The sequence below is a fragment of the Bacteroides sp. genome (genome assembly GCF_030151085.1).
Classification (GTDB): domain Bacteria; phylum Bacteroidota; class Bacteroidia; order Bacteroidales; family Bacteroidaceae; genus Bacteroides.
Map to the genome: position 1 here is coordinate 117,465 of NZ_JASLER010000056.1, position 25,208 is coordinate 142,672.

13 protein-coding genes are annotated in these 25,208 nt (G+C 46.9%); 12 read left to right on the forward strand and 1 reads right to left on the reverse strand.

All coding sequences use genetic code 11. The annotated features are described in order from the left end of the window. Complete coding sequence (locus tag Q1W14_RS11325) at nucleotides 1–1,029, forward strand: DUF6562 domain-containing protein (RefSeq protein WP_300701530.1); 1,029 nt, start codon at nucleotides 1–3, stop codon at nucleotides 1,027–1,029. Between the two features lie 82 nt (nucleotides 1,030–1,111). Further along, nucleotides 1,112–2,749 (forward strand): DUF6562 domain-containing protein, encoded by a 1,638-nt coding sequence (locus Q1W14_RS11330; protein WP_300701532.1) that lies wholly within the window; start codon nucleotides 1,112–1,114, stop codon nucleotides 2,747–2,749. Between the two features lie 25 nt (nucleotides 2,750–2,774). Here Q1W14_RS11330 and Q1W14_RS11335 read toward each other — a convergent pair whose 3' ends face one another. After that, nucleotides 2,775–2,912: a hypothetical protein gene (locus tag Q1W14_RS11335; RefSeq protein WP_300701534.1), complete on the reverse strand. Its 138-nt coding sequence runs from the start codon at nucleotides 2,910–2,912 to the stop codon at nucleotides 2,775–2,777. A 119-nt stretch (nucleotides 2,913–3,031) separates the two neighbouring features. Here Q1W14_RS11335 and Q1W14_RS11340 point away from each other — a divergent pair, with 119 nt between their 5' ends. From Q1W14_RS11340 to Q1W14_RS11385, 10 genes are all read left to right on the forward strand, one after another. Continuing rightward, entirely contained in the window at nucleotides 3,032–3,484 is a 453-nt protein-coding gene (locus tag Q1W14_RS11340; protein WP_300701535.1) for an HU family DNA-binding protein, read from the forward strand. 93 nt (nucleotides 3,485–3,577) lie between these two features. Continuing rightward, nucleotides 3,578–6,139 (forward strand): DUF4962 domain-containing protein, encoded by a 2,562-nt coding sequence (locus Q1W14_RS11345; RefSeq protein WP_300701537.1) that lies wholly within the window; start codon nucleotides 3,578–3,580, stop codon nucleotides 6,137–6,139. Between the two features lie 66 nt (nucleotides 6,140–6,205). Next, a complete protein-coding gene (locus Q1W14_RS11350; protein WP_300701539.1) occupies nucleotides 6,206–9,217 on the forward strand; it encodes a polysaccharide lyase family 8 super-sandwich domain-containing protein in 3,012 nt (1,003 codons plus the stop codon). A 51-nt stretch (nucleotides 9,218–9,268) separates the two neighbouring features. Further along, nucleotides 9,269–10,675 (forward strand): sulfatase-like hydrolase/transferase, encoded by a 1,407-nt coding sequence (locus tag Q1W14_RS11355; protein WP_300701541.1) that lies wholly within the window; start codon nucleotides 9,269–9,271, stop codon nucleotides 10,673–10,675. 3 nt (nucleotides 10,676–10,678) lie between these two features. Then, complete coding sequence (locus Q1W14_RS11360; protein ID WP_300701543.1) at nucleotides 10,679–11,947, forward strand: glycoside hydrolase family 88 protein; 1,269 nt, start codon at nucleotides 10,679–10,681, stop codon at nucleotides 11,945–11,947. Nucleotides 11,948–12,069: 122 nt separating this feature from the next. Further along, on the forward strand, nucleotides 12,070–16,134 hold the full coding sequence (locus Q1W14_RS11365) for a two-component regulator propeller domain-containing protein (protein ID WP_300701545.1): 4,065 nt from the start codon (nucleotides 12,070–12,072) through the stop codon (nucleotides 16,132–16,134). 76 nt (nucleotides 16,135–16,210) lie between these two features. Next, the gene (locus Q1W14_RS11370) at nucleotides 16,211–16,903 is read left to right on the forward strand and encodes a DUF6250 domain-containing protein (RefSeq protein ID WP_300701547.1); all 693 of its coding nucleotides are present in this window, start codon (nucleotides 16,211–16,213) and stop codon (nucleotides 16,901–16,903) included. A 137-nt stretch (nucleotides 16,904–17,040) separates the two neighbouring features. Continuing rightward, complete coding sequence (locus Q1W14_RS11375; RefSeq protein WP_300701549.1) at nucleotides 17,041–20,322, forward strand: TonB-dependent receptor; 3,282 nt, start codon at nucleotides 17,041–17,043, stop codon at nucleotides 20,320–20,322. Between the two features lie 17 nt (nucleotides 20,323–20,339). Continuing rightward, nucleotides 20,340–22,028 carry a RagB/SusD family nutrient uptake outer membrane protein gene (locus Q1W14_RS11380; protein WP_300701551.1) on the forward strand — a complete coding sequence of 563 codons (1,689 nt, stop codon included), beginning with the start codon at nucleotides 20,340–20,342 and terminating at the stop codon, nucleotides 22,026–22,028. A gap of 81 nt (nucleotides 22,029–22,109) precedes the next feature. Next, a complete protein-coding gene (locus Q1W14_RS11385; protein ID WP_300701553.1) occupies nucleotides 22,110–24,878 on the forward strand; it encodes a DUF4962 domain-containing protein in 2,769 nt (922 codons plus the stop codon). The last annotated feature ends 330 nt before the right edge of the window (nucleotides 24,879–25,208 follow it).

A 25,208-nucleotide genomic window follows, 5' to 3' on the forward strand; every position in this document is an offset into this window, starting at 1 on the left:
ATGAAGATAAAGAAAACACATACCGCTATCCTCCAACGGATGCTCTGCCTGGCACTACTGCCCTTGCTGGCCACCTCGTGCCTGTACGAGCAGCCGCAACTCACCGGAAACGGCGAATTGGGTGTCGACCCTACCGGGGTGAACGTAAACCTCAACCTTGCGCTCGACTTGAAGATAGATGAAGCAGCCGCCACACGGACGAATACACGTGCCGACGAACCGACAACCGTCTATCGCCACCGCATCATCGTGGACGCCTATCAGAACCGCCAACTCGCCATGCGGCAGGTCATCTACAAAGACCGTTCGGCAGGTGCCGAAGAGACCTCCGTCAACGTCAACATGAAGCTGCATGCCCGCGACTACCGCCTCGTGGTATGGGCAGACTACGTAGAGGCAGGCAGCGAAGCGGACATATACTACAACACCACCACACTGGTGCCTGCCATCAATACGGAGCCTTACACGGGCAACGCCGAATACAAGGACGTGCTCTACGCCAGCCGTGAATTGCCGCTGAGCCGCTATCGCAACGAATGGGACAAGCAGGAGAATATAAAGATAGACTTAAAGCGTCCCGTGGCACGCTATGAGCTGATAGCCGACGACGTGACTAAATTCCTTAAAAAGATAGCCGCCGGAGAAGTCAAGGGCAAGAAGTTCACCATCACCGTGCGCTACACCAGCTTCTTCTATACCGGATTCAATGCGCTGGACGAGATAGCCAAGAACGCCCTGCAATACATCTCTTACAGCCGCAGCATCGTCACTCCCGAAGCGGAGACCAAAGAGGTGAGCATCGCTTTCGACCACGTATTTGTGCCGAGCGACGGAACGGGCATCCCCATCGCCGTGGAAGTGACGGACGAAAGCGGAACAGTCGTTGCCCTCACCTACCTGCTGTTGGGGTGCAAGGCGGATGAGAGTTGCATCATCCGTTCCAACTTCCTCACTGCCGACCCGTCGGGAGGTATCGGTTTCGACCCGGACTACGACGGCAGCATCAAGGATGAAATAGAAGTAGAATAATCAACTATAAGAAATAGAATCAATCATTAGAAATAGAAGAAGAATCAATCCTAATAATCACTAAATTTAATATTCTAAGATCATGAAGAAAAGTTTGTTAAGCCTAGCCATGGCACTTTGCATTGGGTTGTTTGCCTCATGCAGTCAAGAAGAAATCATCTCCGACACCGAAAATGGAGAACAAGCAGTAAGCCTATCCGCTCAATTGCCAGATAACATCTCTACACGTGCGTTGCCCGGAGCAGCCGAAGGACACCAGTTGCGTTGCATCCTTGAGGTATGGGACAAAGCAGAGAATGGAAAACTGATTACCCGTATCGAGAAGTTGGGATCGGAAGCCACTGACGGCAAGTTGCAGTTTACTTTCACCGTGCCCAGTGCTACCAATTACCAATGTTTGTTGTGGGCGGACTTCATTACTACCCCAGCACCCGCTTCGAGAGCAGCCGATGAGCCTGCCACGTACACCGACTTGTTTTATAGCACAACGAGCCTGAAAGCTATTGACTTCAATAAAAAAGATGCCAGCCTTTTTAACAACGTTTCCGCCGATGCTTTCTGCGGAGTGGTAGATAAGAACGGTACTACAAGCAGCCTCAGCGTAACCCTGAAACGCCCGTTCACCAAGGTGACTCTGACGGATAACTCTGATTATCTTGCCAGCTGCACGTCTTTGGCACCAAAGTTCATGGCACCAAGTAAGTACGATATTTCTACCGGAAAAGTTGCCGGTTATACGGAGATTGCAGCTACAGGTATTGAACCGAAAGACAAGACGCTGTTCTCTACTTTCATCTTCGCTTCAGCAGACAAGGCAAAACTGGATAAGGACATCGAAATCGTATTTACCAAGAAAGATGGCGGCACTGAAACAAAAACCATCAAGGCTGGTCAAATCTCTTTAGATAGCAATGTAGAAAATAATGCGGAAGCTAACTTCTCGGCAGACAATAACGTTACAGTGGATGTGGATATTAATGATAAATACCCGGATCCAAGTGCTATGGCAGTCGGACAATATTATTACAGTGACGGAACTTGGTCCTCGGCATATAATGCAAGCAAAACAGCCATCGGAATCATCTTCCATGTAGGTGCTGGCGAAGGCGACGATATTGCAAAATATGGAGACAAAGCTGCTGAAGGAAGTACAATCAAAGGTTATGTAATGGCACTAAAAAGTGTAGGAAATGGTCGCAATACACAGTTTTCATCACTCACAGACTTCACTAATCTTCCCGCCGGAGATGGCAGCCTCACTGCTTTCAACGGATATGCCAACATGCAAGGCATCAGCGGCAGCACAGGCTTTGAAGCAGCAAATTACCCTTCTATTGAAGCCATTAATGACATGACTGACGCTCCCGCCACAGGCACAAGCGGTTGGTATCTTCCATCTTATGCCCAAATATTACAACCACTCGGAATGTATTATGGTTTTGGAGAAGATATTGCAATAGACGAAACGTTTAAAGCAACGGTAGATGCAGCTATCACAGCAACCATCGGAGATGCATTTACGGCAGATGAGACCAATCAGAACTATCTGACTTCTACACTTGCTGTAGATAAAGCGAACTTGATGGCTCCTCAAATGAAATATACTGCGGATGCAAATCCACTATACTCTCTTGCTAAGGCAACTCCAGCAACCAATAAAATCGTAAAAGGCTGGGTGCGCCCCGTCCTCACCATCTTCGAGGTTCCGGCAGCCAAGTAGTAACGCCCCCCAATTCGACCTTACATCAACCCCAAGAAAGGCAAAGCTCCCCCATTGCCTTGCCTTTCTTTTCAGTCCATTTGTAAACAAACGATACCCGGCCTTCCCCCTGCCCACAAGCATCGCTGGCGGCATCGGTATCAAACCCGTGCTTTGACGACATCAAACCCGTACTTTGTCAACGACAAACCCGTACTTTGACGGCATCAAACCCTACATCTCCGAAATGCGCTATTGCAGAACTAAATAATTATTACTATGGCTTATTTCAAACCAACCAAAATGAAGTCCACCGGGAAATTCTACCCGACGGCCGTACTCGTGGACAAACCCATGGAGATAGACGAACTGGCAGAACAAATTGCCGAAATATCAACCGTCAGCAAAGCTGACATCGTAGCAGTGCTCGCCTCGCTGCCCACCGTCATGTCCAGAGGCATGAACAGCGGACGCAGCGTGCATCTGCAAGACTTGGGATTCTTTCGATACACCATCGACGCACGCAAAGGCGGACGCGATACGGAAAAAGAAGTAGTACCCGATGACGTGGAACGCACCCGTGTGCGGTTCACCCCGGAGACCCACTTCGCCACCGGACGAACCGCCACACGTGCCCTCTCGCCCGCTTCTGTACGCTGGGTGAAATGGAATGGCGCAATCGTAGACGAAAGTGGAACCACCGAAGGCGGCGGAACCGGGGGAAGCGGAGACGAAAACGACAATCCGTTAGGATAAGCACACTCTTGGTACTTTTCAGGCATGGATTACTCCGTGCCTGAAATCTTATCACATCCAATTCATCAAATTCATCCAAAAATAACCCAACCCATGAAACTCTTTTATCTGCTCATAGGCCTGTTTTTCCTGCTCTCACACAGCGGTTGCTCCTCCGACACCCTCGAAGAACCGCTACCCGGCGAAAGCGGAAGTACCACAAACACGGATGTCTATCACGACTATATCCGTCAACACCCCTATCCGAAAGCGGATAATGAACTGTTTCTGAACCCTCCCCCCCTCATCGTGCCCGAATGTATGAGGGAAGCCAAAGACCTGCTTCAGTTTGCCCTCTCGCGCAGCGCCGACTTCAAGCCCGAAGAAACCGTGACCTCCAAAGCCGTAAGCTGGTCCATGTACAACCCCCACCGCACGCTGGAGAACGGCACCTGGTACTGGCGTTTCCGCTCCCTCACAGCCGACGGCACCCCGCAACCCTGGAGCGAAACCTACCATTTCATCATCACCGACGACCTCCCCAAATTCGTCACCCCCGCCGCCGAAGTCCTCTTCGACAACCTCCCCGTGGGTCATCCGCGCCTCTACTGCTTCCTCGACAGCAAAGCCGAAGAAGCCCGCGCCAACCTATCCAAACATCCGGAGTACAAAGCACTGAAATCACGTGCCACCACAGCCCTCCGGCAAGACTTCACCGACATCGCCTCCTTCTACCAAGACAAGGAAAGCGCCATCAACCTGGACAACTACGTCAACTACCTGTTCCAAGCCTATTATCTGACACAAGAAGAGACCTATTCGGACAAGATGCTGGAGATACTCCGCCAACTGGTGTCACGTCCGCCCACCGAGCAGGAGTTGTTTGCCTCCAACTTCATCTCGTCCCACATCGCCACTGCCTACCTCCGCATCTACGACACCCTCTACGACCAACTTACGGCAGCAGAGCGTACAGCCACGGAAGAACTGCTGATGGCCATTTCGCGCCGATACTACAAGGCATACGTCGGTTCGCAGGAGAACAACCTATACGACAGCCACTTCTGGCAGCAGACCATGCGTACCTTCTTCCAGACCGCCTACATGCTGTACGACAAAGCGCCCTACGCCACCGAGATACGCACCATCCTGGAATATTACTACGAAATATGGACGGCACGCGCCCCCGGTTCGGGCTACAACCGCGACGGCGTGTGGCACAACAGCGTCACCTACTTCAACACCAACGTAGAGACCCTCTCCTATATGCCGTCGCTCCTCTCCCACCTCACCCGTGCCGACTTTCTGCAACACCCGTGGTACAAAGCCGCCGGACGAGCCATGACCTATACCTGGCCCGTGGGTTCGCGCAACTGTGGCTTCGGCGACGGCAACGAAGACCCGGCCCCCCCCTATCGGCTACGCATCGCCTTTGCCGATTTCATTGCCCGCAACCTCAACGACAACTACGCCCGGTGGTATGCCGGACAATGCGTCACCGAACTCAGACAAGACTTCCTGTTAAGATTAGACCGCATCGTAAATGCCTACACCTACGACACTGAACAGCCGCAAGACATCGACCGGATGATTTGGTATAAAGATGCCGGAGAGGCGGTGATGCACTCCGACCTAACGCACATCGACCGCAACCTCTCGCTGGCCTTCCGTTCCAGCCGGTACGGTTGCAGCCAGCACACCTTTGCCAATCAGAATGCCTTCAACTTGCTTTACAAAGGCGTGGATGTGTTTCATAACACCGGCTATTACCTGAAATATGCCTCGCCCCATCACATCATGTCCTACCGCCACACCCGTGCGCACAACACCATCCTGGTGAACGGCATCGGACAAAGCTTCACCCCCGAAGCCTACGGAAATATCCTGCGGGGCATCAGTGGAGACCATATCAGCTATTGCCTGGGCGACGCCTCCGGAGCCTATCGCGACACCTGCGACCTCAAAGACTGGCTCGGAAACTTTGCCGAGGCAGGCATCACGCAGACTCCCGACAACGGCTTCGGCGCTACACCGCTCACCAAATACCTGCGCCACGTGTGGATGTTGCACCCCGACATCATCGTCATCTACGATGAACTGGAAGCCTCCGAGCCCGTGCGCTGGGACTGGCTGCTGCATAGCCCGACCGCTTTCTACATAGAATCGGACGGCTTCACCCTCAGCACAGTCAATAAGGAAAAAGGATTTACCATGCAGGCCCGCCTGTTCAGTGGAAAAGACTTCCGGACTTCGCAGACCGACCAATTCGTCGTTCCGCCCACCGACGTCCCCAATCCCGCCTATCCCAACCAGTGGCACCTGAACGCCACCGTCAAGGACAGCCGGGCAAACAGATTCCTGTTCATTATGCAAGTCTACGATCAGGGCAAAAGCCCTACGCCCGTCCACAACGACGGCAACAACTTCAATATCGGAGACTGGCAGATCCAAGCGGAACTGAATCCGGACTATCAGCCCTCGGTCACCATCACCCACAGCACGGACCCGGTTGTGTTCAGCTATGGCAACGGAGATGTGACCCTGCCCGGCAAGGAAGTCTACCGCCGAAAACATCCCTTCTCCTCCGTCCTGTACGACGAATACCGGGGAGTGCCGCAACTCCGGGAAGATACGGACTTCCTGCCCAAACATACGCGAGCCGTGGGAGGCGAGTGATGCAACGCACTTCTTCCCTACATTATATATAAGGAGAACATATATTAATAATAAAAGATAAACACCATGAGAAAGAACTATTTGTACCTCTTAATCATCTGCCTTCTCTGCCCCTGCCTACAACTCACCGCAGTGGCACAAGAGAAGATTTTCGCCAACTACTTCGACATCCCCGTCGGCAGTCCGGCAGGAACCGAAGTCACCGGACGCATCCATCTGGAGAGAAACAAGGATGTGCACACCCGCCCCATCCCCAAAGGCTACCGCTTTGAAATCGTGAAGCAGGCAGCAGACAACCTCTTCAGCATCGACACCCGCTACGACTTGTCAAAACGCATCATGGGCGTACTCACCGTGAGTGAAGGACAAACCACCGGCGACCAGCCCTCCACTTACCGCATGACCGTAGCCTTAAAAGACGGAAACAAGCTGATAGAGAAGTTCAACATCCAAGTAAAGATTGTAAAGGAAACGCTCTGGTCGATGTTCAACGAACGCTATACCCCCACCGTCATCAACAACCAGCGTATGTACGGCAAGGTCAAACCTACCGACGAACAGATAGCCTCCACCCTGATTGAACTGAAACGTAACAACGGACGGTTTGAGGGAGAAAAATGTTACACCACCCGTCCGCAGGATTACAGCGGTCCCGTCTCCCAAGACGACCACTGGCAAGGCGGCACCATCGACTACGACTGGCTGAAAGTGGCCGACCGTATAGGTGGATTGGGCTATGCCTACGCCACTTCCAAAGTATATGGCCCGCAAGGGTCACCCCAGAAACGGGAGGAACTGAGAAATGCCCTCTACCAAGCAATCCTCGCCTACACCAAGTCCGTCCCCGTGGAGGGCACCGACATCGAGATAGACGGCAAGCCCATCGGCAACTGTACCGGCGACGGCTTCAGCCTATTGTCCTCACACAAGTTGGCGGGCCATCAGATAGCTACCCACCAATGGACCATGACCGACCCGCTGGTAGTACCCGTCCTCCACTTGATGCCCGACCTGCTGAAAGGCATGCAACAAGGAGATGAAACCTGCCTGCAAGTACACGATGCGCTGATACGCTATTTCCAGGTATTCACCTCCATCATTCAGAGCCGCCGTGCCATCGACAACCCGAAGGAACGCTGGGGAGAGATACAAGACACGCTCTACTCGGCAGGCGCATGGGCAGATGCCAACTTGGGACACCGCTCGCGCACCATGCTCGCCATGCCCATCATCTGGGCGGACTACAACCGCCCGATGACCTACGTGCAATATTGGTACAGCGATTTCTATCAGGACAAGCCCTACAAAGGATTCAGCTTCTCACCCGGATGGAGCCCCAACGGTGTGGCAGCAGACGTGGCGCATTGGATGACCAAATACAACGTCCCCGCTCACAAATACATCCAGTCGGGCTTCCAGCCGGACGGCACCATCTCACACCACACCGGAAACGGCACCGATGCCGCCATGGTATCTTACGGCTTTGAGTGGCTGACGGATTGCAACGCAGGGTATCAATACTTCAAGAACACCCCCTACGAGATACCGGGCAAATACCTGCAATTCCAGCTGGACCGCCTGCTACACGTCTATCCCAAACTCTTCTACAAGCAGCACATGGACTTCATCGTTGCCGGGCGCGCATTCTTGGAAGATCCGCAGAAGTTCGTGAAAAGAACCTACCCCAGAGCCGTGAACGACCTGTTGAAAGCCATCAGCAAGAAGGCACAAATAGAAGGCGTGGAAGAACTGAAAGGTACTTTGAAGCTATTGAAAGCCAACACCTACGAATACTCCGGCACCGATGCCTACTGGGTGAACGAATACTTGGTACACCGCCGGGGTGCAAACGAAACACCCTTTTTCAGTTCGCTGAAGCTGAAATCGGAACGCACCGTGGGCGCCGAAGACTTTGACAAGAAGATACGCCGCTCATGGCATGCAGGATATGGCATCCTGCAACTGAAAGTAAGAGGAGACGAATATTCCGACAAGGTATTGAAGAGCTTTGACTGGCATGCCCTGCCGGGACTGACCGAGGAGTGGCGCACCGACCCGCTTCCGGTGAAAGGCGGAGCACAGGCTTCTCTGCCGGGACTTAACAAGATAGCCGGGGTGCTGGCGGACGGCACAGCAGGTATGGGTATCTATCATCATCTGCCCAAAGAGAAATACAGCTCTGCCACCGCATACAAGTCTTACCACTTCATCAATGACAAGATTATAGCCCAAGGCAGTGGCATTGCCCGCAAGCGTCCGGGGCAGCAGGCAGGGATAGCTACCTTTATCGACCAGTCGGTATTCAACGGACCGCTGACTTGGTGCGTAAACGGAAAGGTACAAGAAGTGGCTCCCGAAGAGTCGGTCAACCTTGCCGAAAGCATCGAGGGCATTTGCTGGCTGCACCAAGGAGAGAAGGGCTATGTCATCTTGCCTGAGAAGAAATTGCAGTTAGTAATAAAGACCGGCAGTGAAGTAAATATCACCGACCGGAGAAAAGCAAGCAAAGCGCCCGGCTTCATCATCGCCCTGAACCACGGCGTCACACCCGGAGAAGAGTGGGACAATAGCTACCGTTATATCATGATTCCGAACATCAGTAAGGAGGATATGGCGGAACGGGTGAAAGAGTTACAGGAAGAGGTGGAGTTCGCACAACTGGCAAGCACCGCACATGCCGTTTACTCTGCTCCGGACAAGACTTGGCAATATGCCTTCTTCCAACCGGGTACCATCTCCGTGGGTGGCGTGGAAGTCGCATCCGAAGACGTAGTCCAAATTATGCTATGCGATAACGGAGACAGTTGGACGCTATCCGTTAACAACCCGATGCCCGACGGAGAGAAACAAACATTGTCTTTCAGTCTCTCTACCCAACTTCCAGAAGGGACGTACGATTACCAAGTTGGAGGCATCTATCCTATGGAAGGTGAAACCGTGACCATTGCAGCCGGCGGCAAAGACGGCAAAGGCAGCAAAGTGACCGTAGAACTGCCCGACAGCAGAGATGCGGCACACTACAACTATCAGTCCGACCTCTATGCGGCAACACCGATTGTAATCAACATTCCCAAATAACCTAAGTTACTCTGCAAATTCATCGAACTTACATTAAATAACTTATAGATTATGAATAAAGCATATATACTCTGTTTAACCGTTGCAGGATTATCTTCCTGCAACGGCTCCAAGCCGGCTCAAGCGGGCAAGGACACCCAAGAGAACAATTCCACCACCCGACAACCGAACATCGTGATTCTGCTGACCGATGACCAGGGCTACGGAGACATGAAGTGCTACGGCAACCCACGCTTACAAACGCCTCATCTGGATAAACTGGCAAGCGAAGGAACCCGCTTCACGAACTTCTATGCAGGCGCCGCCGCCTCCACTCCTTCCCGTGCCGCCCTACTTACAGGTCGTTATGCCGAACGCGTAGGACTGCCGGGCGTAGTAGATGATACCTCGGAGAACGGACTGGAATCTTCCGAATATACCATCGCCGACTATCTGAAGCAAAACAATTATGCCACTGGGATTATCGGCAAATGGCATTTAGGTTGCCGTCCCGAACATCTGCCCCTCCGACATGGGTTCACGGAGTTCTTCGGTCTCCCCTACTCCAATGACATGTGGCCTTTCCACCCGAAACCGGACCATGATTACCCGGCGCTTCCTTTATATGACGGCGAAAAGGTAGTGGAATATAATCCCACCGTAAACCAAATGACCACTCGTCTGACCGAGCGTGCCATGCAGTTTATTGAGACACATAAAGACGAACCGTTCTTCCTCTATCTGCCCTATACACAACCCCACGTTCCACTGGGCGTATCGGACAAGTTCAAAGGTAAATCCGGCGAAGGATTGTATGCGGACGTCATTATGGAGATAGACTGGTCGGTAGGACAAATCATGGAAACCCTGAAACGCACCGGACTGGATGAAAACACACTGGTACTGTTCACTTCGGACAACGGCCCCTGGCTGAGCTATGGAGATCACGGCGGATCCAACGGCGGACTGCGCGAAGGAAAAGGAACTACTTTTGAAGGCGGTCAACGGGTGCCTTTCATCGCCCGCATGCCCAAACAAATCCCGGCAGGAAGTGTGTCGGATGAGTTCTTGTCCGCTATCGACCTCGCCCCCACCTTGATAGAACTGACCGGCTCGCAAATGCCCCGAATGAACAAGTTCGACGGAGAGAACGTATGGCAGACCTTGACGGGAAAACCACAGGCACACCAACCTTTCTACTTTGTATATGATGGAACGGTAGAGGCCGTGCGCGACGGAAAATGGAAATGCGTCACCCCCCACGAATACCGCACCGTGACCACTCCGGGCAAAGACGGACACCCCGGCATACAGCTCAACAAAGGTGGAAAGATAGAACTGGCACTCTTCGACATGGAGAAAGACCCGCAAGAAACCAATAACTTGGCGAAGCAGCACCCGGAAGTCACCACCAAACTGGAGGCCATGATAAAAGAGTTCCAGAAGCAAATGGCAGACGAATTAAAGACACAACCCTAAGACATGAAGAAGATATATAAGACAAGTTTTCCAAGAATCATCCATGCCTGCATTGCAAGAATCATCCATGCCAACATCGCATTCTTGCTGATATGCTGTTGCACAGAAACAAAAGCGCAGAACCTACCCCTAAAAAAGCTGAATGTTCCCGAATGGAGCCGGAAAGCATTATCGGTAGCTGCCCAACAATCGGAGCAAATGTTTGAAGTCGTGAAGTCCACCTCCCGACTCCCCCGTTCCATCCAAAACGGAATGGTAGCAACAACGGACTGGACAGCCGGATTCTTCCCGGGAACCCTCTGGTATCTATATGCCTATACAAACGACAGCATCTGGAAGACCCGTGCGGCACACGCCACCGAACTGATGGAACCGGAACAGTTCAATGCCTTTGACCACGACGTTGGTTTCAAGATGTATTGCAGCTACGGCAATGGTTGGCTACTGACGCAGAAAAAGGAATACCGGCAAATCATCTTCCGCTCCGCCAAGACCCTAAGTTCCCGCTACTCCTACAAAACCGGGCTCATCATGTCGTGGGAACCGGACGAAAGCCGCGACTGGCAGTTTCCGGTTATTATCGACAATATGATGAACCTGGAACTGATGATGGAAGCGTACAAATTGTCCGGTGATACCACCTTGAAGCATATCGCCATTTCGCATGCGGACAAGACCATGAAGTACCAGTATCGCGACAATCTTTCGTGCCCGCATGTAGTGGACTACGAAGCGGAAACGGGTAAACTCCGCAAGTTCGACTGGAACAACGGTTCGGACGACACGAAAATATCTACCTGGTCGCGCGGACAGTCCTGGGGATTGTACGGCTTCACCATGATGTATCGGGAGACAGGCGACCGGAAATACCTGAGACATGCGGAACGAATCGCTGACTTCCTGCTGGATCATCCCAATATGCCCACCGACCTGATCCCCTATTGGGACTACTCATCGCCCCACCGTTCGAAGATGCGGGATACCTCAGCCGCCGCTTTGATGGCTTCGGCTTTGATGGAACTCAGCACCTACTCCACTCAAGGAAAGAAGTACTTCGATGCCGGAGAGAAACAGTTGAAAAGCCTCTCCTCACCGGAGTATCTGGCTGATCCGGGCACACATCAATTCTTCATCCTGAAGCATGCAACCGGCAACTTCCTGCGCAATAGCGAACTGGATGGAGCGCTCTCGTATGCCGACTATTATTATATGGAAGGATTGTTGCGTTATCTGAAGTTAATCAACAAACAAACGCTATATGGTTCCCTATAAATCCGGTAGAATAATCAATTGCTACATATAGGATTATAAAAAAAGACTTCATTTCTGCCATTAACATTGGTAGAAATGAAGTCTTTTATATATCTTTACCTAACATTTATATTATATCAGCCATGGCAAAGCAAATCTTACTTCTAATACTATCCGGAATATTCTCATGTTCCCTCTTCTCACAAATAACGGAACCCATCAGTTTTGTCCATATCGGACTGGACGAAGGGTTGTCACAAAGTACCGTATTTGATATTGCGCAAGATAAGCACGGCTGCATGTGGTTTGCCACCTATGATGGTCTGAATAAGTATGACGGTTACAATTTCACAGTCTACCAACACAACGAGAAAATACCGAATAGCATTGCCAGTGACATTATCCGCACGATCAAGATCGACAGCCAAAACAGAATGTGGGTGGGCACCTCCGAAGGACTTTCGCTTTATGACAACAACAAGGATGTGTTCCTGAATTTTGAGCACAAAAAAGACGGAAAGAATATGTTGGTGAGTAAGATCATTGAGGTGAACAAGAGACTGCTGCTTGTTATGATTGACAATGAGCTACTGGCTTTTGACGTCGAAGCGGGAAAATTCACCAAAGACTGCCCGCTAACTCCCGATTTGTTTACGTTAGTACCTACTACCCTCTACCGGAAAGGGGATAATATCTATATAGGAAGTTTTCAAGGCTTATTCTTATACTCCATCTCCCAAAACACTTTCAGAGCTATTGCCCCCGAAATACTGAAAAACAAAAATATACTTCCCATTTTACAACAATCATCCACCCGACTGTGGGTGGGAACTGAAGGATACGGCTTATTCCTTATAAATCCTCAGAACGGAGAGATCTTAAGCAATTACACCGCCAATACAGACAAAAACAAATTTTATATCAGTTCCAACTACATACGTTCCCTTGCCGTAGACGATCAAGACCGACTTTGGATAGGTACCATCAACTCTCTCAACATCTACAATAAAGCAAACGACTCCTTCACAACGTATGAAAGTAATCTTTTGAAAGAAGGCAGCCTTTCACAAACGTCCATCCGAAGCATATTTATGGACACACAAGGAGGGACGTGGGTAGGCACATTCTTCGGCGGGCTGAATTATTATCATCCACTAAAGAACCGGTTCAGGAATATCCGGTCCGTAGCCAATAAAAATTCATTGAACGACAATGTAATAGGATGCATCGTGGAAGATGCCCGAAAAAACTTATGGATAGGAACGAACAGCGGTGGAGTGAATCATTATGACACAAAAGCCCATACTTTCAAGCATTATACAAAGAAAGACGGATTAGGTTCCAATGACATAAAAACCATATATGTAGATGAAGAACGGAACCTGGTTTATATTGGCATGCATGCCGGAGGGCTTAGCATACTGAACCGCAACTCCGGGCGCATTGAAACATTTAAGAATATCCATACCCCGACCGTTGCTTCCCAAAGTACTTATGCTATCATACCTATCGGCAACGGTGAGTATTGGTTAGGAACGCTTGGAGGACTTGTCCGCTTCAATCCACAACAGAAAACATTTACACCTCTGACTGCTGAAAAGGACGGAACACCATTTAAGAGTACCAAAATCACCATGATATTCAGGGACAGCAAAAAGCGTCTGTGGTTCGGAACCGAAGAAGGAATAACTATCTATAAACAGGAAGCATCCGACTTGCAGAGGATTCAGTTACTACCTGCCGAATCTACTGTAACCCGGAAATTCATTAATTGCATTTATGAATCCCGCAACGGCATCTTCTACATAGGGACACGAAGCGGAATATATCGTTTCAATGAAGAGTCTGGAGAGATAAAACAATATACCACTGCGGAAGGGCTTCCTAACAATGTAACTTATAGCATATTGGAAGATTCTTTGGAAAGACTATGGATCAGTACGGACCAAGGATTGAGTTGCTATCAACCCAAAATGGAGAATTTCCGCAACTATGCCAGTATAGACGGATTGCAGAGCAACCAATTTACTCAAGCCCATCACTTGGCAAGCGATGGGAAAATGTACTTTGGAGGCATCAATGGCATCACTACTTTTCGCCCCGAACTACTGACTGAAAACCCCTATACCCCGCCGGTAGTGATTACGCAGCTATCTATTTTCAATAAACCCGTCCGCCCCAATGATGAAAGCAACATATTGGAAAAAGACATCAGTGAAACCCGGAGCATCACCCTGACCGCAGAACAATCCATGTTTTCCATCAGATTTGTAGTCTCCAACTATATAGCGGGTAACCACAACTCTTTTGCCTATATGCTGGAAGGATATGACAAAGAGTGGTACCATACCGAAGGGTTCCGCACCCCCTCATACGCCAATCTGCCACACGGCACTTATCGTTTCCTCGTGAAAGCTGCCAATAATGACGGCAAATGGAATAATACGCCTACTGAATTAGAGATTATCATACTCCCCGTCTGGTATAAGACTTGGTGGGCTTTCCTATTATTCGCTGCCGCTTTCATTTCAATTACAGCCTTCATTATCCGTTACTTCTGGATTCGTAAAAGCATGGAAGCGCAGATACAGCTGGAACGGGTAGACAAAGAGCGGCAAAAAGAGACCAATGAAATGAAATTGCGTTTCTTCATCAATATTTCTCATGAATTACGCACTCCGCTGACATTAATCCTCGCTCCCCTGCAAGAATTGCTTGAGAAGATAAACGACCGTTGGGCACAACAACAATTAGAACATATACAGCGGAACACAAACCGGCTGCTGCATTTGGTCAATCAACTCATGGATTACAGAAGAGCGGAATTAGGAGTGTTCAACCTGAAAGTGAGATACAATCCGATTCATCAAGTCATCGCAAAGAGCTTCCTCTTCTATGAGAAACTGGCACAACGCAAAAAGATAACTTATAACCTTTATTCGGAAGTAGAGAACAAGTCAATACTTTGCGACCCGAACTATCTGGAACTGATTGTGAATAACCTGTTGTCCAATGCCTTCAAATATACCCAAGAAGAGCAAAGCATCACCGTGACGATAAAAGAAGAAGGAGACAACCTGGTATTGCAGGTAAAAGATACCGGTACGGGTATTCCCAAAGAGCAACAGGGAAAAATTTTCGAACGTTTCTATCAGGTAGGTCACGAACACTTAGGCAGTGGCATCGGACTTTCATTAGTACACCGGTTGGTGGACTTGCATCATGGGAACATCACCTTAGAGAGTCAGGAGGGAGCAGGCAGCACTTTTTCTATCTACTTGCCGACCACCGAAGAGAGCTACCGCCCTGACGAAAAAGCCAATACAGCCGAAGAAGAGAACCAGAAAGCAGCCTATACCACCAATGAACAGCAGATGTATATTGTTGATGCAGAGCCGGAAACAGAAACAGATAAAACCCCGGATGAAGCAGACTCCAAGAAAGAGACCATCCTGATTGTGGAAGACAATGTAGAGATACAGCAATATCTGAATGATTCACTGCAAAACAACTATCATATACTGAAAGCCGGAAATGGCGAAGAAGCTTTAGAACAGATAAAGGAGCAGAGTGTTGATCTGATCCTGACTGATGTCATGATGCCCATAATGGACGGTCTGCAACTCTGCAAACGGGTGAAAAGCAATCTTCATTTTTGCCACATTCCCATCATTGTCCTCTCTGCCAAAGCTGATCTAAGAGAACAACTAGAGGGATTAGAGGTCGGTGCGGACGATTACATTCCCAAACCATTCTCCTTATCCTTGCTTACAATGAAAATCAAGAATCTGTTCCGTACGCGCCATCACATCCTTCAACACTATTCCAATTCTTTGGAAATCGAGCCGGAAAAGATTGCTCTGAATCCCTTGGACGAGGGGCTACTGAAGAAAGCGGTAGAGATAGTGGAAAAGCATCTCGACGACATAAATTTCTCTACAGAAATATTTGCCGGTGAGATGTGCATGAGCCGGTCCAACCTGCATCTGAAAATGAAAGCATTGACCGGGGAATCGGCGAATGAATTTATTCGTAAGATACGCTACAACCATGCGTGCAAACTGTTGGATGAGAAACGCTATACGATAGCAGAAATCAGCACAATGGTAGGGTTTAACTCCCCTTCCTATTTTGCTACCAGTTTCAAGAAATACTTCGGTTACATGCCATCGGAATATACAAAAAACAAAGGTACTCAACAGAATTAAAAATCAATTCAACATTTCCGGAATGCGGATATACTGTATCACCTTAACTTTGCTCCAAATTATAATACACAAAGTTATGGTACACAAATCTATTCTCGGAACAATCTCAGGAAGCATTTTCCTATCCTTATCTTTTACGCTCCATGCACAAGAACCAATAACCTTGAAGCAATGGTTTGCAGAAGATCATTCCGGTAATATGCACATCAGCGTATCAGGAGATACACTGGATATCACAGCCCCTAAAGGTTTTACACTGTGGTACAAAAATCGTCTGTCCGGAGAGTATGAAATCAGCTACTCTGCCTGTTTCGTCATGCAAGGAGGAAAGCACGACCGTCTGAGCGACCTGAACTGCTTCTGGGGTGCCAACGATCCGGATCATCCAGACGATTTGTTCGCCCGCAGTCAATACAGAAACGGATTCTTCCCCAATTACAAAACTCTAAAACTCTTCTACGTAGGTTACGGAGGCAATCACAATTCCACCACCCGCTTTCGCCGATATTTAGGAGGAGGTCCCGACCTGAAAGACTCGCTGGCAAGACCCGTCATAAAGGAATACACCGACAAACAACACCTACTTTCTCCTGACCGTTGGTACCACATCCGCATACAAGTGAAGAAAAACATTACCTATTTCTTTGTCAATGATGAAATGCTCTTCAGCCATCCTCTGAAAGGGAATGAAGGTGATGGCCATTTCGGTTTACGATTATTGAAAAATCATGTGCTATTCGCAGGATTCAGGGTCAAAAGGACAAAATGAAAATGAAGTTCAACAAAAACCAAATCATTACACGCTTTTCCTAAGCTTCTTTCAACATAATAAAAATAGCTTAATAACTCGGTTTACTACTTTTGTAGGAAACAAATTCTAATAGTTATTAACCTATTATTAATATTATGATCAAGATTAAAATGAAAGACAAAATCAAGCGAATGTTATTACTTTCGTTGTTTACAAGTGTATGCTGCTTTTCAGGGTATGCCAAAGACAAGAAAGATTCTTCACTTTCCATTAATGAAAAGAATTCCATCACAAGCCTCTCGCAATACAAGAAAATTTCCGGTATTGTAAAAGATGCAACGGGAGAACCCATTATCGGTGCCAATGTAAGTGTCAAAGGAGCTACCACCGGAACCATTACAGATATTGACGGTAGATTTACAATCGATGTTCCCGAAAACGGAACTCTCGTTATTTCTTTCATAGGATATGTTACTCTTAATGTAGAATTGAAAGGAAAAAGTCAACTTGATATTGTTTTGAAAGAAGATGCCATGATGCTGGATGAAGTAGTAGCCATCGGCTATGCAACAGTAAAACGCAAGGATTTGACTGGCTCCATAGCTTCCGTCAAAAGCGAAGAATTGCTGAAAATACCAACTTCAGATATAACTCAGGCATTGGCAGGACGCATGGCAGGCGTACAAGTATCGCAAAGTGAAGGTGCTCCCGGAGCATCTATCTCTATCCGCGTACGTGGAGGTATTTCTATCACCCAAAGCAACGAACCGCTATATGTCATCGACGGTTTCCCCACCGAAGACGGCATGTCAACCTTGGATCCCGCGGAAATAGAGACTATCGACATATTGAAAGATGCTTCGGCTACCGCTATTTATGGAGCACGGGGTGCTAATGGCGTAGTGGTAATTACTACCAAAAACGGAGCCAAGAATAAAGGGAAAGCAACTATTACATTTGACAGTTACGTAGGTGTAAGGAAATTAGCCAACCAACTGGATGTACTGAACCCTTATGAATACGTATTGGCTGATTATGAAAGAACTGTGAGCGCATCTGATTCAGAAGAGGGAATAGCCAAATGGCAAAAACGTTATGGAGACTTCAAAGATATCCGGGCTAACTATGGAAGCCGCAAAGGTATCAACTGGCAAGAAGAAGTTTTGGGACGCACCACTGTTGCACAAAACTATCGTGTCGGTATAAACGGAGGTGGTGAAAAAACACAGTATAACATGGCTTACAGTTACTTCAAGGACGAAGGTGCCATGATGTATAGTGGAAACCATAAGCACAATATATCTCTTAGTGTAAATAGCGAAATCAGCAAACGTTTATCTGTAACCGGACGTATCAGTTTTGACCAACTAAATATTTATGGAGTGGGCACTTCAGGAAATGGAACCGGAGAGGATGGGTCCAATACAGAAGCCCGTTTCAACAAGATGACGCACATCATACAGTATCGTCCCACTATTGGCATAGAAGGTAATGACTATGATTTACTGTCGGGTGAAGACCCTTTGTTGGCTGACGAAAGTGGAAATGTGATGCAAAACCCGCTTATTTCTGCCAGAGAGGAAGAAAACAACAAGGAATACCGCACTTTTCAGGCCAACGGTAGCTTAACATTCAATATCATAGATGGGTTGACCTTCCGCAATACTACCGGTATGCGCTACCAGACATTCCGACATGAAATGTTCTACGGCGACGAATCAATAATTGGCAAACGTTCTAGCATAAACGGTTCTATTATGAACAAAGAAACCGGAAGTTTCCAAACTTCTAATGTCTTGACTTATGCTAAAGATTTCAATCGTCATAGCTTTACCGCCATGATAGGACAAGAATTTGTGAACCGTTGGGATCGATATTTCAAAGCATCAGCCAGTAATTTCCCTAACGATGAAATCGGATTGGGTGATTTATCATTAGGTATTGCCGGAATTCCGGAATCAAGTGAGAACTACGATGATAAATTAATTTCTTTCTTCGGACGTATCAACTATGACTTTGCCGACAAATATATATTTACGGCTTCACTTCGGGCTGATGGTTCGTCCAAGTTTGGAAAGAACAATAAGTGGGGGTATTTTCCTGCCGTATCAGCTGCCTGGCGCTTGGGGGAAGAAGAATTCATCAAGAATCTCAATCTTTTTTCTGATTTGAAGTTCAGAATAGGTTATGGTTTGGCAGGTAATAATCGTATCGGAAGCTATAATAGTTTAGCCATTTTAAGTTCTATTTCCGCTATTATGGGAGATGGCACTGTAGCAGGATATGCACCCAGTCAGATACCAAATCCCGATTTAAAGTGGGAAGCTAATAAAACATTCAACTTAGGTATGGACTTTGGGTTCCTGAATCAAAGGTTAACCATTTCTCCTGAATTCTATGTCAATAAAAGCAGTAACTTATTATTGAACGCCATATTGCCCTACTCCTCCGGTTATCAAAGCATGGTTATTAATGCTGGTGAAACCAAAAACATGGGACTTGACTTAACAATCAATTCCGTGAACATCGCTACTAAAGATTTCAACTGGAATACTACTCTGACACTATCGCACAATAAAAATACAGTTGAAGCCTTAACAGGTGAAGCAGTGCAGTTGTATGAAGCTAAATTCGGTTTTAACTTAAACACTCATAAGTTAGCTGTCGGAGAACCTTTAGGACAATTTTACGGCTACCAAACAGAAGGTTTGTATCAAGTAAGCGATTTCAATTACGATGCTGATAAACAGGCTTACACTCTTAAAGATGGTATTCCTTATCATGGTGACCGTAATTCGGTCCGACCGGGTATGTGGAAATTCAAGAATCTGACCGATGACGAAATCATTGATGAAAATGACAAGACTGTTATCGGCGATGTTAATCCAGACTTTTATGGTGGCTTGAATAACACTTTCACATGGAAGAATTTTGATTTAAGCGTATTCTTGACATTCAGCTATGGAAATGAGGTGCTGAACGCCACTAAGCTCATCAACTCTAAAATCGGCAACAAAAACTATAACGCATTAAATGTCATGAATAGTTCGAACCGCTGGATGACTATCGGCGCAAACGGACAAGTCGTAACAGATCCTACTGAATTGACCGCTCTTAATGCAGGTAAAACCTTACCTGCCTACTACGATGCAGAGGGTGGTGATAATTACATTCACTCATGGGGCGTAGAAGATGCTTCATTCTTGAAATTAAGTAATATCACCATCGGATATACTTTCCCCAAAAGCACAATCCGCAAAATAGGATTAAGTAACTTACGTTTGTATGCAACAGGCAACAACTTAGCCACATGGACTAAATATACAGGGTTTGATCCTGAAGTTTCTACTATGTCGAGCAGCCTGACACCAGGTGTGGATTCGGGAGCATATCCTCGCAGCCGTTCTTTTATATTCGGAATTAATGTCGCATTTTAATCTTAAAAAACAGAACAATGAAAAAGCATCATTTTACATACGTAGTCTTAACCATATTATTATCAAGTCTTGTCTCATGTGAAGACATGCTGACCGAAGATCCGGACTCTTTTTATAAGAAAGAACAATACTTCACTTCCGAATCCAAAGCAGAAATGAGTATATATAGCATCTATGAGTCTATTGCAAGTAAATCTCATTATGGAGGCAATGAAATGGCTCCTCCCGCATCGGATGATACCTATTATATTAATGGAGTGGCTTCAGATAACACACGCCGGGATATTGCACATTATAATCTGACTTCAGCCAACACATGGATTCAAGAGATATGGATGTATAAATATCAAGGGATTGACCGTGCAAACTATGCTATTGATGGCATCCAGAACATGAACGGATACTCCGAAAACAAGAATTTACAAAGATTAGTAGCAGAAGCACGTTTCTTACGTGCATTCCTATCTTTCGATTTAATCAAATATTGGGGAGATGTCCCTTTCAAGACTACATATTCTGCTGATTATGAATCTGCATTCGGAGGACGCATCAATCGTGAAACAATCTATGATGAGATTATCAAAGACTTGAATTTTGCTAAAGAGACATTGGATTGGGCCAATGCGGAAACATCGCCCGAAAGAGCGACTCAAGGAGCGGCTAGGGCATTATTGATGCGGGTATATTTGCAACGGGCAGGCTACAGTCTGCAACAAGACGGCACGCTCACTCGCCCGGATGATGCAAAGAGAAATGAATATTTCAAGGCAGTAATTGAAGAATGGAAGATTTTCAAGGCACATGGCTATCACGATTTCTATAGCGGAGGTTATACAGAACTGTTTAAAAGCTTTTCCGGTCAAATCTTGAACTCTCAGGAAAGTCTTTTGGAAGTAGCTCTCCATCATGTATCCGGAAGTCTGCAAGGCAATGGTCTTTGGGGGACTTACAATGGACCTGAAGTTGACGCGCCAGGCATCCTGCCTACAGAAGCCGATAAATTCATGGGACGTGCCAATGCATTTTTCAGAGTTGTGCCGGAGTGGAAAGACTTCTTCGAGGAAAATGACACACGACGTGATGTAATGGTCTGTATTTATATGTACAAATGGGACGCCAAAGACTATAAACACAAAAAAGTCGAGAACAAGTCAAACAAATGGTATCCCGGGAAATGGCGCCGTGAATGGATGCCAATCGGGTTCTCCAATCCTAATAGTACTAACGTAAACTACTGCGTACTACGTTATGCCGATGTAGTTCTGATGGCTGCCGAAGCGTACAACGAAACCGGTGACACTCCTCAAGCATGGATTCTTCTGAATAGCGTGCGTACCCGCTCGGGAGCAACCCCGATAACCAATGCCAATTATAAAGAACTGCTCAAAGCCCCTAAAGTATATGACCTTCCATTTATTCAGGATGGAGACGATCAAGGCAAATTCCGTACGGCACTTTACTGGGAGCGTGGTTTCGAATTAGCATTCGAGGGACAACGGAAATACGACCTCATCCGTTGGGGAATACTGAAAGAAGCCTTAGAGGCATTTGGAAGCAAAAGCGTCCTGAACAAGCCGATAAGCAAAAGCGATGCTTATCCGGCATATAAGAACTTTACATCCGGTAAGCATGAACTGTTTCCCATACCTCTCAAAGAGATGCAGAGTAACCCTAAATTAGAAGGGAAGAATAATCCCGGTTATTAATATTTCCGGAACAAGTGGGATATTCGTTTTCGACGGATATCTCACTTTATTTCAAGAAGCTTATATTCCCAATCAAATACTATGAATAAAAGAATAGACCAAACAATATGCCTCACTGTGATATCCGTCTTTCTATCGTTACAGTCGCTATCAGGACAAAGTATCAAAAGCCAGCAACTTTTTGAAGGCTTTCATCAGTTTGCCCAATCCTTCAAAGTCAATGACAAGAGCATTGAAGACGGGGATGGAATAAACCTACTTGACATGAACTGCATCCGACAAAAAGGAAACCGAGAGTTCCCCTACCCGACAAAGGGGCATCGTCTGATAACCAATCCGCCTATATTTACCTGGCCGATGGCAGACTATGAGTACCCTACCTCCTTTCCGGCTAAAGAATCGGATAAGAAATTGAATGACTTTCTGCGTTATGATATTCAGATAGGACGCACAAAAGATTTCTCTGATAAAGAGTCATTTGTACGCACGGAGTTGAGGCTGGCTTTTTACAATCACCATAAAGCATTCAAACCGGGAACCTGGTACTGGCGATATCGTATATCTGGGAAAGAGTGGTCAGAAACATGGGAAATGAATATTCCCGAAAGTGCTCCTTTATTTGAATCTCCTAACGCTGATGAAGCCTACCGTATGCTGCCTGAACAGCATCCCCGTATCTTTAAAAACATAGACCATCGGCAACCTTTCACTACCGACCGAGAGGTCTTGATAAAAATACTAAAAAACAAAGCTAATGCCGTGCTCGGCAAAGAGACCGGACAGTACAAGGTGAAAGCTGAAGCCATACCTGCCACAGCAACTCAAGCCGAGAAAACACAAATCATGCGATTCCGCCTGAGATATGAAGTAGAAGCGATATGTAGTGACATCAGCAACCTACTAAATGCTTATCAGATTACAGAGGAAGAAAAGTATCTGGATAAGGCTATCATCTTGTCCGAGCATATCGCCTCCAAAGATCCGGCGGGAATGTACAAGATATCAGACTTTACCGGAGCAAGATCGATGTCAACACTGGCAATGGCTTATGACATGGTTTACAATCACCTGAGTGAAGTGCAGAAGAAAAGATATGAACATTTTATTCGCACAATAGCATCACTCGTCATAGACCACATCATGCAAGAGAATATCGGTTCCGCCGATGGCATTCTGTGCGCCCACTTCTTCCAACATACCTTTTATGATGTGTTCTATTCAAGCATTGTCATGAAGAATCATATACCGGAAGCGGATATCTGGTTTAAAATGCTCTATGACAGTTGGCTGTCACGATCACCGGGAGGCGGTTTCCTTGCCGACGGAGTATGGCCTAATGGCAATATGGGATATATACACGTAAACATGGAATCAATGGTGCACAACTACTTGTTGTACCGGGATTTGTTCCAAGTAAACTTGTTTGCGCATCCCTGGTACTCCAACTGTGCCAATGCACTGGCTTATACTATACCCATCCACTCCGCCGGTGATGGATTTGGAGACGGAAGTGAGGAGGTGCACAGCCTGAATGTACTCCGCCCCGACTTTGCATATATTCTGGGACAAGAACTGAATAACCCGTTTGCCATCCATTACGCCTACCGGACTTCCAAGCAATCATTGGGTCAACCGTATATCTTTAACAAGTCGAACTTCGCTTCATACCGTCTCCAGCATCAACCTCGTGAAGTTAAACCGATGGAGATGAAAGATATTCCGCAGTCTGTTGTATTTCCTCAAACCGGCATTGTGGTAATGAATACTGATGTGCTGAACACTCAGAAAAACCTGTTTGTGTCTTTCCGCAGTTCGCCTTTCGGCGTCGGTTCGCATGGTTTGGCGGAACAGAACAGTTTCAACGTTTCCTACAAAGGCAAACCCGTATTCTATCCCACCGGCTACCGAATTACTACACAAGACAAGCATTATCTGCTGGCACAGAAGCACAGCCGTACTAGAAATACGATCACTGTAGACGGGAAGACACAAGCCTACTCACACAGTGCATACGGTTGGATTGCCCGCTACCTGAACGGAAAAGACATCACCTATGTTCTGGGAGATGCATCAAAGGCGTATGTGAAATTTGACAAAAGTGCCATCAACTGGATTACAGTGCTGAAGAACGCCCAAGTATATAAGCCGGAACATGGTTTTATTCTGAATGACAACGATGATCCTAAAGTCAAGAAATTCCGCCGTCATCTGGCCATGCTCCGCCCAAACATACTTGTAGTATATGACGAACTGGAAGCGGAAAAGGAAGTAACCTGGACTTTCCAGCTCAATGGGTTGCAACGCTCCCACATGAAAGTAAATGCGGCGGATAATTCTCTGATAGCCGATACAGATAATTGCGACGCACTCGCCAAGATATTCGGCAGTTCTCCTTTGTCTGTTTCATTGGCTGATACCTCTTATATAAAACCTTTCGATTGGCTCAATCCGCAACGAGGAAGACCGGCAAAGGTATTTGAGAAGCAGCAGTTCCACAGTAAGTTTGAGAACGCACAGAAATCTAAAGAAATGAGATTTATGGCTATTATTCAGATTGATAAATCAAACTCAATGTCCTTTGTCGAAGTGGAACCTGATTCCAATAATGTAATTGTTATTGGCAACTACCGCATCAAAGCTCAGCTTGATACGGATAAAGAAGCCCGATTGGAAATAGAGAATAAAACTACTGGAGAATATCTGCTTTATGGTCCTACAGAGCAGTCGATAAAAACGGATAACAGGAAGTTTTCGCACAGCACTCTACTATTCGACAAGATTAACGGCTTGCAAGAATCTATTGATCACTATCCGCTAATGGTTCCAGCTATTTCTGCAACAATGCCATAAGCGGACATAACCAATTACACCTTCCTGCTGATCAAGGAAATGAATAACAATCTATAACAAAATCAGCTATTATACAAATACAAACATTTTTTCATTGAAAATAAACACACTCTGCACAAAATTGCAAACCTATTCAACAATATATAAACTAAATTCAGTAGCTCTGAGCTACTTTTGCATCAGGCGGAACAATAAAGTAGAAACTTAATTTTAATGGATACAATGAGAAAACTATTATCCTTGTTAACCGGTATCATTCTATCACTCATAACAAACGCACAAGGGAATTTTATTCCCGAGAAGCAAACTAAAGCGCTAATCTAAAAATTG

Coding starts and splice junctions, on each gene's coding strand:
- Q1W14_RS11370 (WP_300701547.1), top strand. CDS start 16,211: ATGGTACACAAATCTATTCTCGGAACAATCTCAGGAAGCATTTTCCTA.
- Q1W14_RS11355 (WP_300701541.1), top strand. CDS start 9,269: ATGAATAAAGCATATATACTCTGTTTAACCGTTGCAGGATTATCTTCC.
- Q1W14_RS11335 (WP_300701534.1), bottom strand. CDS start 2,912: ATGTCGTCAAAGCACGGGTTTGATACCGATGCCGCCAGCGATGCTTGT.
- Q1W14_RS11385 (WP_300701553.1), top strand. CDS start 22,110: ATGAATAAAAGAATAGACCAAACAATATGCCTCACTGTGATATCCGTC.
- Q1W14_RS11345 (WP_300701537.1), top strand. CDS start 3,578: ATGAAACTCTTTTATCTGCTCATAGGCCTGTTTTTCCTGCTCTCACAC.
- Q1W14_RS11340 (WP_300701535.1), top strand. CDS start 3,032: ATGAAGTCCACCGGGAAATTCTACCCGACGGCCGTACTCGTGGACAAA.
- Q1W14_RS11375 (WP_300701549.1), top strand. CDS start 17,041: ATGATCAAGATTAAAATGAAAGACAAAATCAAGCGAATGTTATTACTT.
- Q1W14_RS11360 (WP_300701543.1), top strand. CDS start 10,679: ATGAAGAAGATATATAAGACAAGTTTTCCAAGAATCATCCATGCCTGC.
- Q1W14_RS11325 (WP_300701530.1), top strand. CDS start 1: ATGAAGATAAAGAAAACACATACCGCTATCCTCCAACGGATGCTCTGC.
- Q1W14_RS11350 (WP_300701539.1), top strand. CDS start 6,206: ATGAGAAAGAACTATTTGTACCTCTTAATCATCTGCCTTCTCTGCCCC.
- Q1W14_RS11330 (WP_300701532.1), top strand. CDS start 1,112: ATGAAGAAAAGTTTGTTAAGCCTAGCCATGGCACTTTGCATTGGGTTG.
- Q1W14_RS11365 (WP_300701545.1), top strand. CDS start 12,070: ATGGCAAAGCAAATCTTACTTCTAATACTATCCGGAATATTCTCATGT.
- Q1W14_RS11380 (WP_300701551.1), top strand. CDS start 20,340: ATGAAAAAGCATCATTTTACATACGTAGTCTTAACCATATTATTATCA.